Raw genomic sequence first — 13,626 nt, forward strand, 5'->3', positions numbered from 1 at the left:
GCGAAGTTGCGGTGTATAGGATAAGCGAGTAACGCGAAGTTTCGGTAAGTGGAGACCGGGTACTCTGGAGTCCCCCGCATCCCTGAGCCCCCCTTCATATGAGTATCTGCTCATGTATACTCGCCCTATGACTGCCCCGCCCGCCCATTCCGATGAGTTGTCGCTGACCTACTTTGTCGACGGCATGGACTGCGCGTCCTGCGTCCAAAAGGTTGAGCGCATGATCACCACCTTGCCCGGAGCGGCGGAGGTCAAAACCAGCTTCAGCAAGCAAACGCTGACCCTGGCGCTGGATGAAGCGCAAACCCCCAGGGCCACCCTTGAACGCAACCTAAAATCGCTCGGGTATGTGCCCTCATTGCTGACGTCGTCGGCGCATGACCACGACTATGACGCGCCGGGTCACACCCACGTCCCTCTTCCCGCCGGAACGCCGTGGTACCGCAGTGGACAAGGCAGATTGGTGGTCAGCTCCGGTCTGCTCCTGGCCGTGGCCTGGCTGTTCGGCTTCTTTGCACCTTCGCTCTCGGTGTATGGGTACGTGGCCGCCACGCTCCTGGGGGTCTGGCCCTTGGCCCGAAAAGCCTACGCCAGCGCCAAGCTGGGCGACCCGTTCAGCATCAATACGCTGGTGAGCCTCGCGGCCATCGGCGCGGTATTGATCGGTGAAGCGGCGGAAGGCGCAGTCGTCGTGTTCTTCTTCGCCATCGGTGAGTTGCTGGAGGGGGTGGCGGCGGGCCGGGCCAAAGCTGGCATTCAAGCTTTGGCGGCCCTGACCCCCAAAACCGCGCTGCTGCTGGAGGGCGGCGCAGTCCGTGAGCTTCCCGCAGACCGCCTGACCATCGGCCAAACTGTGCAGATCAATCCCGGTGCCCGCGTGCCTGCCGACGGCACCATTCTGACCGGCATTTCTAATCTGGACGACAGCCCCGTCACCGGGGAGAGCGTGCCCGTCGTGAAAGCGGTGGGGGATTCCGTGTATGCCGGAAGTATCAACACCGACGGCGTGCTGACCGTGCGGGTGGACAAGGCGGCCAGCGACAACACCATTGCCCGCATCATCCATCTGGTCGAGGAAGCCGAGGGCAGCAAAGCCCCTACCGCCCGCTTTATCGACCGCTTCAGCCGCTTTTACACGCCGGGGGTGGTGGCCGTCTCGGCGCTGGTGGCCGCCGTTCCGCCGCTGTTCTTTGGAGCCGAATGGTACCCCTGGATCTACAAGGGCATCAGTCTGCTGCTCATCGGCTGCCCCTGCGCCCTGGTGCTCAGCGTGCCTGCCTCTATCACCAGCGGCATCAGCGCGGGGGCACGCCGGGGCCTGCTGATTAAGGGCGGCGCGGCACTGGAAGCCATTGGCAGCGTGAAAACCGTGGCCTTCGACAAGACCGGCACCTTGACTGCGGGCAAGCCCCGCGTGACCGGAATCGTGCCGCTGCAAGGGTCGGAAACCGAAGTGCTGCAACTCGCCGCCAGTGTGGAATCGGGCAGCAGCCACCCGCTGGCCAAAGCCATTCTGAACGAGGCCAAGACGCGTGGTATTACCCCGTTGCCCATCACCGACGCGCAGGCTTTGCCCGGCAAGGCCGTCATAGCCACCGTCAACGGCCAGACCGTTCATGTCAGTTCGCCCCGCTATGCCCAAACGGTGGTGAGTCTGGACAGTGGCCTCCAGACCCAAATCGCTGCGCTGGAACATGAGGGCCGAACCGTGGTCGTGCTGCACGACTCCCGCCCCCTGGCCCTGATTGCCATTCGGGATGAACCCCGCCCCGATGCCAAAGCGGCGCTGGCGCACCTTCATCAGATGGGGGTCAAGACCTTGATGCTCACGGGCGACAATGCCCGCACCGGGCAGGCTATTGGCCGCGACCTCGGCCTGGACGTGCAGGCCGACCTGCTGCCGGAAGACAAGCTGAAGATCATCGCGGGCCTTAAAGCGCAAGGGGGGATTGCCATGGTCGGCGACGGTATCAACGACGCTCCCGCCCTGGCCCAGAGCGATGTAGGCATCGCCATGGGCGGCGGCACCGACGTGGCCTTAGAAACCGCCGATGCTGCCCTGCTGCGGGAACGGGTGATGGGCGTGGCCGATCTGGTAGGCCTGTCGCGGGCCACCATGGGCAACATCAAGGCCAATATCGCCTTTGCCCTGGGCCTGAAGGCCATCTTTCTGGTGACCACCCTGCTGGGGTACACCGATCTGTGGATGGCGATTTTGGCCGACACCGGAGCCACCGTTCTGGTCACGGCCAATGCCCTGAGATTGCTGCGCTGGAAGGGAACGCCGGAAGCCTTGGTCGCTCCCGTCAGAGCGTAACTGCTGTCAGTTAATCCCATCTCAGCCGGACATTTTGCCCTAAAGCGCGTGTGTTAACGTCTCGAAGTGTTTCTGGACATAGTTTTCATCTTACTGTGAAGCATGACGGGCATGGGATACAGCTCCGACCTCACGGATCAGGATTGGGCTCTGCTTGAACCGCTGCTTCCTGGCCCCGGGGGGACAGGACGAACATCCATTCGCAGCGTCTGCTGACTGACGCCATGCTCTACGTCCTGCGAACCGGGTGTGCCTGGCGTCTGTTGCCCACAAACTTTCCGAGTTGGGGCACGGTGTACGCACAATTCCGGAGGTGGCGCATTCAAGGGGTACTTCAGCGTGTCCATGACGTGCTTCGGGAACGAGTACGTTTGGCCGCTGGACGGGCTGCAGAGCCCACAGCGGGGATCATCGACATGTCAAAGCGCGAAGACCACCGAATCTGGCGGCATCCGAGGCTTTGACGGTGCCAAGAAGGTGAAAGGACGCAAACGGCACATCTTGGTGGACACGCTCGGCTTGATTCTCAAGGTCGTCGTACATCCCGCGAATCTGCAAGACCGGGAAGGCGGCAAGCTCGTCCTAGAAGGGATACGGTAGACCTACCCGGAACTGAAGAAGGTGTGGGCAGATCAAGGCTACACCGGTGGATTTCTGCGCTGGGCAAAAGACAGTTCAGATGTACTGGTGGAGGTCGTCTACCCCTGGTGGCGACAGGCCAAGCGGTATATCTCAGACCTCGTTGAGGAGGTAGATCCTCGCAAAACGTGAAACGTTTTGCCCCGACGGTGGGTCGTCGAACGAACGTTCGCGTGGTTAAACAAGTGCCGCCGTTTGTCAAAGGACTACGAAGCGTGACCTGAGACCACAGCAATGCTGATTCACTTGGCCATGATTCGGCTGATGCTTCGCCGTCTGGTTCGAGCACCGCCGGTATAGTGATTGCATACCATCAGAACCTCTTCCCGCTTATGCTCGGTCGCTCTCTCCCTCTGAACTCCACCGGGGATGGACAGACCGTGCGTCACGTCTCCTGGCTGCCTTTCCTCGCCAGTCCTGTGATGACGAGGGTGATCCGTTCGTGACAGTTGATACGCTTGCGGAACGGTTCCACCGAGCAGGTCTGCCCATCCATGAGGTTGTGGTGCAGTTTCAGCGGGATCTAGCCGGACACGTGTTCTATACGCATCCAAGAGAAAAGCCATATCGCTGGGGCATTCAATCTCCTGTGCCTGACAATTTTCGCCATGAACCCTATGAAGACGAATGTGTGGCTTTGACCGATGCTTTGCCCGCAAGTTACGTCATCCGTGCGGATGGAAGAATTGAGGTCAATGGACAAGTGCACGCCCAAAATGCCCATATTCTGGTCGAAGGTCAGGCCCTCCAGTTCGAGTGGGATGTTGACATCAAGCCTCACCACACCACGTACTTTCTTCGACTTCCAGTGCGGCCAAGAAACGACATGGGCTTTTGGCAGGCACTGGTCGATGCCGCAGAGCAGACGGGTTTGACGAGAGTGAACGCCGCCTCTGATGATCATCAGCACTGGTGGATCAGGCCATCAACTCGTCTGCAAGTCGAGCCTTTCTACGGAGCACGTCGTTTTTCCGATGACGTCCCAGTGAGCTGGGGATCGCTGTGCTCAACGGCTGTGGAAGAAGTTGGGGTTTTCTACCAACTTCTAGCTTCTGGAATGAGATGGCCGCCGCTGGAGTGGCAGCAGTTAACCCAAGAGTGTCGACCCGCTGACTTCTATTGCGGTGTCACGCCGTAAAATTCAAGCCCAAAAAAGTTAACACACGCGCTTTAGCCCCCGGGATACTTCCCAGAAGTCATGATGAACACACACCGTTGGATGGTTGCCCTGATGCCCACGCATCAAAACGTTCCTCGTCAAATACGAACAGGGTGGAGAAGCCCCAGAGACCGGAGCCTCGTGCAGCGGCGCGTATGACGGTACGGTGTAGCTGCCGCCGTACTGGTGACGGGGTTTTCTGGTGACTGAGTTGGCCGTTGCTGGCCCCTGGCTACCTGGCCCCAACAGCGCTGACGTGCGCTTTGCCCATGACATAAGCGTCCACTCCACCCAAGCGGTCACCATGAGCAGGATGCTGCGCAGGCGGGCGGCTGACCCGGCAGTGAAGTTCTTGGCGCAGAACAATACCCTCACGCAGCAGTCCCAGATCGGGCAGAGGACGATTGGCTGTTGGCAAAAGGTATAGAGCAGTTGAGTACTGCCCCTGTCGTCCCTGCTGAACGCCATTACCTGCCCCTAACTGACCCTGATGCGCGGCCACCACCTCGGCGGGGTGGCGATGGCCCAGTCCGACTTGAAGACGGTCAAACGGCTCGAAAACCGGTCTCTTGCTGAGCGGACGGTGGTGCTCCAAACTGGGCGCGATGGCCCCTGCGCTGTGATGTGCCGGTGAGAACTGGTTCTCAAACAGAGGGGGTCAACAGTCCTCCTGCTGAGGACATCGCGGCCCAAATGTGCGTAGCTTCCGAATCAGGCGTGCGTCGAGGAAGCCAACGCCCTCCTCAAGCTGGTGGCCGATCCGACCTGACTGCAACTGCTGAGTGCCCTGCACATTCAGGAGCTGTGTGTGGGCGACCTCGCAGCGGTGGTGGGCCTCTCTGAGAGCGCCGTCAGCCATCAACTCCGGCTGCTGCGAACCCAGCGCTTGGTGACGTTTCGCAAAGAGGGCCGCGTGGTGCATTCCTGCCTGCTGGATCACCACGTCACCGGACTGATCGAGAACGCGTTGGAGCATGCTCAAGAATGAGGCGGGCATTGATTATCGTGGCGGCTGGCACAGTTACTCTGGCGGGTCTGGGTGACCGAGCGCCGCTGGCAAAGCCCACTGTTCTGTATCGAGCAGCCCGGCACGCTCTGGAATGGGTTGGCGCCGCTTCCCGCCGTGTTCACACCGGAATGTCCGCCCTACAGCCGCAGTTACCGGGCAGAAATCCGGGCAGGACTCAGCCGCGTAGAAATGTACCGGGTCGTAGGCTGGCAGCCTCAACCGCTGTTGCCCTTATTCCGGGCAGCCGCTCTGGGGTCTGGTACGCCCGTGACCACTCTCGCCGCCGTGCCCAACACGGGAACTGGGCGCATCTTGGCAGAGTACATTCAACCCACCACGGTCAGAAGCACTTACACGATGTTTGCCCGCCAACCCACAACAGGGACAGTCACATGTGTCACGTTAAGTCTCTGCGCAAATGGCCGAGAGGATCTAACACCTTATGCGTCCCTGGGCAGACGGAGACGCTGACCACCGCAGCGGCACCTCAAAATTTGGGCAAATAGGGTGCTTGATCGCCGGAGAAAATCATTGGCACCGTCAACGACGACATTCCACCTTGGGTTCTAAACCTTCAGGATAGTCAGAGCAGCTCAGCACCGCCGTTGTGACAAAATTGTAAAAACGCAGATCGTGGCGCAGGCCACCAGCCCGCCTACCACAGTACCTGTCAGCGTCTGAGTAAACTTGACTAAATTAGTCGGATTAATCTAGATTACGGCGGTGAAACGAATTGCCCTGCTCCTGACCCTGGCGCTGATGCCTACTGCCGCCGCCCAGACCAACACTCTGACCCTGAAACATGACGAGGGAACGACCACCCTCAAGAAAAACCCACAACGCATCGTGGTCATGGACGAGGAAGCGCTGGGCTGGATGTTCGCCCTGGGGCTGGGAAACCGCGTGGTGGGGCTGGCGAGCAGTTACCTGTCGCCTGCCGATATAAGCGGCGGCAAGGTCAAGCCGAGCGTCCTTAGAGGCGGCTTCTACGCCCGTGGCAAGCTGAACAACCCCAGTTTCGTGGGCAGTTGGACGGCTCCCAACCTGGAAACCATCCTGGCCCTCAAGCCTGACCTGATCGTGCGCCTGACCTGGAAGGGCAACGAGAATTACGACAAGCTCAGCAAGATTGCCCCCACGGTGGGCTATGAGGAGGGCGGCGAGGGTTTCTGGCAAAAGGGGCTGCGTGATCTGGCGCGCGTGTTCAGCAAGCAGGTGCAGGCCGAGCAGATCATCAAACAAGCGGCGGATGTCAACCGCGTCAATGCCCGCAGATTGCAGGCGGCGGGCGTGTTCAGGAAGTACGACAAGGTGGTGGTACTGGCCCCCTTCAGCGGCGGCAACACCTGGGCCTACAGCAGCGTGCGCCTGATTGACGATTTGCGCTCCTTAGGCTTCAGGGACGGCCTGAAGATAGGCAACGCCACCCTGGGCATCGGGGCGCAGGTCAGTGAAGAGGGGCTGCTCGGCATCGATAAGAAGACTCTGGTGGTGCTGTTTCCCCCCGGCGGCCAGTTCAACGGCGCAGACGCCTTCCTGAAAACCCCGGTAGGCCAGCGCCTTGCGTCTCAGAGCGTGCTGTACACCCCCGAAGCCTTTAGCCCGTATTCCGGCCCCCTGGTGTCTATTCGCAACAGCAACGAGATGACGCGCCTGATTCTGGACAAGGTGAAGTGACAGCCGCCCCTCCGCGCCTGAGCCTGTGCTCCGACGTTTCCCGCGCCGCCGGGGAAGACCCGATTGGCACGGCCCCGCACTGGCGGGAAGTGACGGTGCTGGAGCTGGACGTGCCCCTGTGGGCGAGATTGCGCGACGTGGAAAACTGGACGCCTGAACAACGAGATGTGTTTGCGCGGCTGCGCGGCAAGGTAGAGGCGGGCGCGGGCTTCGGTCTGCTGATGAGCGCCCCGCTGCAGGCTGGTCGGCCGCTCCGGGTACGGCACTACCGGCAAGGCTCAGGCGGCTATCTGCGCCGTGATTACCAGTCGGCCTTGCCCCAGGCCGAGTGGGCGCGGGGACTGATCGACACGCTGCTGGAGCCGGAAAACCTGAACGGCTGGCAGGCGGTTGAATCTCCGGCCACCAGTCCAGATGTTCACGTTTGCACCCACGGCACGGTGGACGCGGCCTGTGGGCGCTACGGCGTGCCAGTCCACGCGGCTCTGCGAAGTGCAGGCCTGCGGGCGTGGCGCACCGGACATTTCGGCGGACACCGTTTTGCGGCAACTGCTGTCGACCTTCCCAGCGGCTACCTGTGGGCGCACCTGACCCCGGAACTGGCCGTGCGGGTGGCCCGCCGCGAGGTTCACCCCGCCGAAGTCGCCCGCCACCTGCGCGGATTCGCTGGCCTGCCCCGACTGGGTCAGATCCTAGACCGCGAACTCCTGATCCGGTACGGCTGGGCCTGGCTGCGGGCCAACCGTTGGATTGAACCGGGCCGGGCCGAGGTGGACGGGGAAAACGTCACCCTGCATTTTGAGCTGGACGGCATGAAAGGCACGGCTCAAACCGCGATCTCGTCCGCCTTGCCCCTGAAGCTCCCCGGCTCCAGCCACACGCCCGATCTGAGTGAGATCCGTCAGTGGTCTCTGGGTGAGGTCACCCTAGAGATGCAGACTCCAGAAATGCAGGTCTCCTCTTGACCATGCGCGCCCTCCAGACCGCTCGCCCACGCCTCTCCAGGCAAGTGCTGGCGTTCGTGGGAGCGGTGGGGTTGCTTGGCCTGTCGCTGCTGGCATCCTTGGCACTGGGGGCCAGCGACGTTCCCCTGACGCGGGTGGCCCACCTGCTCTTTGCCCCCGACGCCAGCACAGACAGTCTGGTAGTTCATGCGTTACGGCTGCCGCGCACGTTGGTGGCGGGATTGGCCGGAGCAGCGCTGGCCGTCTCGGGGCTGCTGCTTCAGGGCGTGACCCGCAACGCGCTGGCTGATCCTGGCATTCTGGGCGTAGAGGCGGGTGGAGCCTGCGCCATTGTGATGATGGTGGTTTTCTTTCCTGCCGCGCCCAGCGTGCTGTTCGTGCCTGCCGCCTTTCTGGGCGGCCTGCTGGCAGCGGCGGCGGCGTACAGCGCAGCAAAAAGCGCTGGTCTCACTCCGTTGCGGCTCGCGCTTGCCGGGGTGGCGGTAGCCTACCTGCTGGGCGCAGCCACCCGCGCGGTGCAGATTCTGTTTGAAACCCGCGCCCAGGGCGCCCTGTTCGCGCTGTCCGGCTCGGTGGCAGGTCGCACCTGGGAGCACCTGTGGCAGGTCGCGCCGTGGCTGGGACTGGGGCTGGTTCTGGCACTGGTGTTCTCGGGCCGGGTCAACGTGCTGGCGCTTGGAGAGGACGTTGCGAGCAGCCTGGGAGCCAGCACCGCCCGCGACAGCGCCCTGATCACTGTACTGGGCGTGTTGCTGGCCGCCGGTTCGGTCAGTGTGGTGGGGCCCATTGGTTTCGTGGGTCTGGTCATTCCGCACGCCGCCCGCGCCCTGGTGGGAGCCGATCACCGCCTGAGCTTGCCCCTCGCGGCCCTGCTGGGCGCAGCTTTTTTGATACTGGCCGATGTCGCCGCCCGTCTGGTTGACCGGCCCGCCGAAACCCCGGTGGGCATTGTGGTGGCTGCCGTTGGTGCGCCCTTCTTCGTGCTGTTGGCGCGGCGGATTGGGCGGCATAGCGGATCTGTCTCTTTGATCTGACCCCCTCGCCTTTTCCCTCCCATCACGTACCCCTCCGAGGTTTTCCATGACATCAACATTCTTCTCCCTGTCCGCCCTGGCCCTCCTTTCTTCCAGCTTGGCGCTGACCGTCAAGCACGAGCGCGGCACGCTGGAATTGAGTGCCCCAGTCAAGCGTGTGGTGGCGCTGGAATACTCTTTTATAGATACGCTGTTGGCGTTGGGGGTAACTCCGGTGGGCGGGACGCTGGGAACGCAGGGCGGGGACAGGGGAGCGCCACCCTATTTGCGTGCCCTCACGGGGAAAATTACGGCCACAGGCAGCCGGGCCCAACCGAGCTTGGAAGCTGTCCTCGCGCTGCGTCCCCAGCTGATCATCGCTGACGCCTTCGTGCACAGCGGCATTTACCCGCAACTGGCGACCTTGGCCCCCACCGCCGCGTTCCAGAGTCGGCGCGGCAGTCTGGATGACCTGAACGCACAGACGCTCGTCATCGGACGACTGGTGGGGCGTGAGGCCGCCGCGAAGCAACTGCTGGCCGATCAGCAGAGCCTGATTCGCAAGGCAAAGGCGTTCGTGAACAAGAAGGCGGCGCCCTTCGTCGCAGCGGTGGTGACGCCAAACTCGTTTACAGTCCACAGCAACCAGAGTTTCGTGGGCAGCTTTCTGGAGGCGCTGGGGCGCAAAAATGCGCTGAGTCCCAAGGGAGACCAGACCCAGTACGAACTCTCGCTAGAGGGACTGGTGGCGCTGAATCCGCAGACGCTGGTGCTGTTCACTGCGCCGGATGAACTGCCCGTCACGCGGGAGTGGAAGAAAAACCCCCTGTGGCAGAAACTCAGCGCGGTGCAGCGCGGACGGGTCTATGTGTTTGACCGCGACAACTGGACGCGCGGACGCGGCCCAGTCGCCCTGAAACTGATGGTCGCTCAGGCCATTGAGAGCCGCCTGTTGCTCGACGCCGCTCCGCCCAGCGCTTTCCGGGAGCAGTGATGCTGTGACGGGTCAAGTCACTGCACCGCACTACACTGCTGCCCGCGCCCTGACCGTTGGGGGAGTGCTGGCCCTGCTGAGTGCGCTGCTGGCCGTGCTGGCCCTGGGCCTAGGCGCGGTGGCGACCCCGGCGGCAGCAGTCTGGGCCGTGTTGTGGGGCGGGGGAGATGAGCTGACCCGGCAACTGGTACTGGACTTGAGGCTGCCCCGCATAGGTGTCTCTCTGCTGTGCGGAGCGATGTTTGCCGCTTCGGGTGCCATGATGCAGGGCGTGATCCGCAACCCGCTGGCCTCGCCGGACATCATCGGCGTTGGGGCCGGGGCTGGACTGGCAGCCACCGTGTTTTTGCTGGCTTGGCCCACCGCGCCTCCCGGCGGTCTGCCTTGGGCCGCGCTTGCCGGAGCCTGGGGCGGCTTCGGGCTGGTGCTGCTCCTTTCAAACGAGTGGCGCGGAGTGGGCGGCCTGCATCCGGTGCGTCTGGCGCTGGTGGGGGTGGCCGTCGCGGCGGCGCTGGGCGCGGTTCAGCAACTGGTGCTGGTGCGTGCCCCCGATGGCCTTGGCGCGGCGCTGACCTTCCTGACGGGCACGGTGTACGGGGCAGACTCAGCGCGGCTGATGCGGGTGCTTCCCTGGGCTTTGGTGCTGCTGCCCGCCGCGCTGCTGCTGTCTCGCACGCTGGATGTGCTGAATCTGGGCGAGGATCTGGCAACGGGCCTGGGCACGCGGGTCAAGCCAGCCCGCCTGCTGTCTCTGGGCGTGGGCGTCGCGCTGGCCGGGGCAGCCGTAACCGGAGCAGGTATTCTGGGCTTCGTGGGACTGCTGGCCCCGCATCTGGCCCGTCTGCTGGTGGGCGCAAAGCACGGGCGGATGCTGCCGGTATCCATGCTGCTGGGGGCGCTGCTGGTGTTGGCCGCCGATACGCTGGGGCGCGTGCTTCTGCCGCCGCTAGAGGTTCCGGCGGGCATTTTCACTACGCTGGTGGGCGCACCGTATTTTCTGTATCTGCTGAGAAGGAGTGCATGAACCCTCTTGTCCCTGTCCCCGCTTTTCCCCCTACTCCCTCAGTGCCTGCTGGCGCCACCACGCCGCTGTCCACCCACGATTTGAAACTGGCTTACGGCGCGTCTGTGATCGTGCCGCACCTGAACCTGAGCCTCAAGGGTGGACAGGTCACCAGTATCATCGGGCCCAATGGCTGTGGCAAAAGTACCCTGCTGCGGGCGCTGGCGCGGTTGCGGCCCGTGACTGGGGGCACTGTGGAACTGTACGGTCAGGCGCTGCATAGCCTGCCCAGCAAAGAGGTGGCGCGGCGGCTGGCTATTTTGCCGCAGGGGCCGACCGCGCCCGAAGGCCTGTCGGTGGAGGAACTGGTCTGGTTTGGCCGTCATCCCCACCAAGGCCGCTTTCCCGTGCGCCGTCCGGAAGACCGTGAGGCGGTGGCCTGGGCGCTCTCCCAGACAGGCATGACCATTTTCGGCAGCCGCCCCTTGGAAGCTCTTTCGGGCGGGCAGCGGCAGCGTGCCTGGATCGCCATGAGTCTGGCCCAGCAGACTGAAATCCTGCTGCTAGATGAACCCACCACCTACCTGGACTTGTCGCACCAGCTAGAAGTCTTGCAACTGGCGCAGCGCCTCAACCGTGAGCAGGGCAAAACGGTGGTGATGGTACTACACGATTTGAACCAAGCCGTGCGTTACAGCGACGAGCTGATTGCCATGCGTGAGGGTGAGGTGTACGCCCAAGGCCGACCGGAGGACGTACTGACTCCCGATCTGCTGGCCGAGGTCTTCGGGCTCAAGGCGCACATTCTGAGCGATCCGGACACGGGCAGGCCGTACATCATCCCCTATGCTTTGACGCGGTAGGTTTGATTCGGGAGGGGGGAACGACATTGGGCTTGATTCGATGTCGTGCACGTCTGCTTAAGTCAGTCTGATCTGTGGGCCGAGTTCGTCCGTGTTGAGCCGGGCAGCCGGGTAAGCGTGAACGGCAGTTGCGTGAGCGCTTCTCCGGATTCCGTCCCATTCGCACCAACCGGATCGGCGGCAACACCGTACAGGGCAACAGAGCAGGGCAACAAAGAAGACCAGTGACGCCCTGTGATCTCTATGCCGCTGGCTTCTTCAACCCTGCGCCTGTTCGCCGCCGAAGGGAGACGGCTGGCACCGAAGATCAGTCAGGTTTGTGTCCCCGTCCGCCTCTAATGCATTCCGTCTGTCCGAGTGGCGGCGACTGTGGCCCCCCTCATTCACCTACATTCTTAGGGCAGGAGTGCTTGGTTGCCCTAGAACTGTAGAGGGAGAGTCCAACCTATTTAATATCGAGACCTTATTAACTGTTAGGCTGACCTTCAGTCACTGGCTGGTCAGGTTCTTAGGAGATCGCTGTGAGAAACCTGTGACGGTTTACTCCTAAGCTGAAACGACAGGCGTCCTCTAGAGCACGTTGTCTTTCGTTTCAGCACTTTATCAAGGAGAATCAGATGTTGCCATCCCGTCGCGTTTTTACCCTAACGGCCCTTACTGCTGGCCTGCTGATGGGCTGCACTCAACAGCAAGGGGTGCCCAGTCTCAATGCAGACCGTCCGGGACAGGTGGCCCAGCGGTACGACTCGGTGGTAAGCGTGCCCCTCCAGAGCGGCGATACGCCCGGTGGCCTGACCAACAGTTTGGGCGGCGAAGTATTGGCCTGGAACGAAACGGATTGTGTCACTGCCGGAACGGAATCCTGCTTCGCTTTGCTGGGCATGAACGGCGCACACGGTGCCGCGGCCCAGCGCGTACAAACCCTGAGTGCACAACGGGGCCGCACCGTGTACATGGAATCCAACCGCGACGTGTTTAGCGGCGGCGGCACCCTGACGGCCACGATGGGCGGGTCGCGGGGAACTTGGGCGGGCGGTGATTTTCTGGCTTGGACAGGTGGTTCACGCGGAACCTGGGCGGGCGGAGTATACAATGTCGTGCCCGAAAACAGCCAGAATTGGCGCAAAATTCGCCTGGAACAAGCCCACAAGATGGCCCCCAACTTGGGCTTGGGTATTACGGTTGCGGTCATTGACACCGGGGTTGACCTGAGGCACTCGGCGTTTCAAGGCTCGTTGTCCGACCCCTCCACATGGCGCGATTTCTATGCCGCCGATAACGTGCCTCAGGAAGAGGGCACACTTGGGGTCGGCGGGTATGGGCACGGCACCAACGTGGCGGGAATCGTTTTGCAGGTCGCCCCCAAGGCCAAAATTATGCCGCTGCGGGTGCTGGGGCCAGATGGTTCTGGAGACGTGGCGACGGTGGCCAGCGCCATCGACTGGGCCACCGCCAAAGGTGCCCGGATCATCAACCTGTCATTGGGCAGCGATGAAAATTCCAAGGTAGTGCAAGAAGCCGTTGCACGCGCCACCGCCAAGAATGTACTGGTCGTGTCGTCTGCGGGCAATGCCAACCAGAATCAGATCACTTATCCGGCTGCTATTGCCACCTTGAAGGAACTGAACAGCAATTCGCTGAGCGTCGGCAGCGTCGATCTCAATGACCTCAAGTCCAGCTTCTCCAACTACGCGTCTGAACTTGAACTCGTCGCGCCCGGCGAAAATGTCTTTGCTCCGGCTCCGGGTGAACTGCTGGCCGCTTGGAGCGGTACGTCGCAGGCCGCGCCGATGGTGACTGGAGGGCTGGCCCTCGCGCTGGGGCAAACGTTGTCGGTGTCTCTAAACGACGTGACCAAAAAATTAGCTGAAAACGCTTTCGATGTGTACAACAACGGAGCCAATCAGGCCTACAAGGACAAACTGGGCGTCAAGGGCCGCCTTGATCTGGTGGAGTTCTTGAACAGCACCATCAAATACTGATTGCC

Annotated in this window: 10 protein-coding genes and 2 pseudogenes; all 12 read left to right on the forward strand. The window is 62.3% G+C overall.

Going from position 1 to position 13,626, the window contains the following annotated elements:
• Positions 1 to 127 precede the first annotated feature (127 nt).
• The 12 genes and pseudogenes from M1R55_RS17175 (at position 128) to M1R55_RS17235 (ending at position 13,621) form a co-directional block, all read left to right on the forward strand.
• The gene (locus tag M1R55_RS17175) at positions 128 to 2,317 is read left to right on the forward strand and encodes a heavy metal translocating P-type ATPase (RefSeq protein WP_249394764.1); all 2,190 of its coding nucleotides are present in this window, start codon (positions 128 to 130) and stop codon (positions 2,315 to 2,317) included.
• Between the two features lie 102 nt (positions 2,318 to 2,419).
• Positions 2,420 to 3,256, forward strand: a pseudogene (locus M1R55_RS17180) (IS5 family transposase).
• A gap of 142 nt (positions 3,257 to 3,398) precedes the next feature.
• A complete protein-coding gene (locus M1R55_RS17185; protein ID WP_249394765.1) occupies positions 3,399 to 4,094 on the forward strand; it encodes a hypothetical protein in 696 nt (231 codons plus the stop codon).
• 334 nt (positions 4,095 to 4,428) lie between these two features.
• Positions 4,429 to 4,542, forward strand: coding sequence for a hypothetical protein (locus M1R55_RS17195; RefSeq protein ID WP_249394848.1), 114 nt, complete (start codon positions 4,429 to 4,431; stop codon positions 4,540 to 4,542).
• A gap of 276 nt (positions 4,543 to 4,818) precedes the next feature.
• Positions 4,819 to 5,103, forward strand: a pseudogene (locus M1R55_RS17200) (ArsR/SmtB family transcription factor); the annotation flags it as partial.
• 780 nt (positions 5,104 to 5,883) lie between these two features.
• On the forward strand, positions 5,884 to 6,801 hold the full coding sequence (locus M1R55_RS17205) for an ABC transporter substrate-binding protein (RefSeq protein WP_249394849.1): 918 nt from the start codon (positions 5,884 to 5,886) through the stop codon (positions 6,799 to 6,801).
• Positions 6,798 to 7,766, forward strand: coding sequence for a sucrase ferredoxin (locus tag M1R55_RS17210; RefSeq protein ID WP_249394766.1), 969 nt, complete (start codon positions 6,798 to 6,800; stop codon positions 7,764 to 7,766). Before M1R55_RS17205 ends, M1R55_RS17210 begins: the two co-directional genes overlap by 4 nt.
• Before the next feature lie 2 nt (positions 7,767 to 7,768).
• Complete coding sequence (locus M1R55_RS17215) at positions 7,769 to 8,800, forward strand: iron ABC transporter permease (RefSeq protein WP_249394767.1); 1,032 nt, start codon at positions 7,769 to 7,771, stop codon at positions 8,798 to 8,800.
• 46 nt (positions 8,801 to 8,846) lie between these two features.
• A complete protein-coding gene (locus tag M1R55_RS17220; RefSeq protein ID WP_249394768.1) occupies positions 8,847 to 9,773 on the forward strand; it encodes an ABC transporter substrate-binding protein in 927 nt (308 codons plus the stop codon).
• 4 nt (positions 9,774 to 9,777) lie between these two features.
• Positions 9,778 to 10,797 (forward strand): iron ABC transporter permease, encoded by a 1,020-nt coding sequence (locus M1R55_RS17225; RefSeq protein WP_249394769.1) that lies wholly within the window; start codon positions 9,778 to 9,780, stop codon positions 10,795 to 10,797.
• Positions 10,794 to 11,639 (forward strand): ABC transporter ATP-binding protein, encoded by an 846-nt coding sequence (locus M1R55_RS17230; RefSeq protein ID WP_249394770.1) that lies wholly within the window; start codon positions 10,794 to 10,796, stop codon positions 11,637 to 11,639. Before M1R55_RS17225 ends, M1R55_RS17230 begins: the two co-directional genes overlap by 4 nt.
• A gap of 617 nt (positions 11,640 to 12,256) precedes the next feature.
• Complete coding sequence (locus M1R55_RS17235) at positions 12,257 to 13,621, forward strand: S8 family serine peptidase (RefSeq protein ID WP_249394771.1); 1,365 nt, start codon at positions 12,257 to 12,259, stop codon at positions 13,619 to 13,621.
• Positions 13,622 to 13,626 lie beyond the last annotated feature (5 nt).

The sequence above is a fragment of the Deinococcus sp. QL22 genome (assembly GCF_023370075.1).
Lineage (GTDB): Bacteria > Deinococcota > Deinococci > Deinococcales > Deinococcaceae > Deinococcus.

Bases quoted from the DNA above. Each gene is read 5' to 3' on its own strand.
- M1R55_RS17220 (WP_249394768.1), top strand. From the start codon at position 8,847: ATGACATCAACATTCTTCTCCCTGTCCGCCCTGGCCCTCCTTTCTTCC.
- M1R55_RS17195 (WP_249394848.1), top strand. From the start codon at position 4,429: ATGCTGCGCAGGCGGGCGGCTGACCCGGCAGTGAAGTTCTTGGCGCAG.
- M1R55_RS17235 (WP_249394771.1), top strand. From the start codon at position 12,257: ATGTTGCCATCCCGTCGCGTTTTTACCCTAACGGCCCTTACTGCTGGC.
- M1R55_RS17230 (WP_249394770.1), top strand. From the start codon at position 10,794: ATGAACCCTCTTGTCCCTGTCCCCGCTTTTCCCCCTACTCCCTCAGTG.
- M1R55_RS17215 (WP_249394767.1), top strand. From the start codon at position 7,769: ATGCGCGCCCTCCAGACCGCTCGCCCACGCCTCTCCAGGCAAGTGCTG.
- M1R55_RS17175 (WP_249394764.1), top strand. From the start codon at position 128: ATGACTGCCCCGCCCGCCCATTCCGATGAGTTGTCGCTGACCTACTTT.
- M1R55_RS17205 (WP_249394849.1), top strand. From the start codon at position 5,884: ATGCCTACTGCCGCCGCCCAGACCAACACTCTGACCCTGAAACATGAC.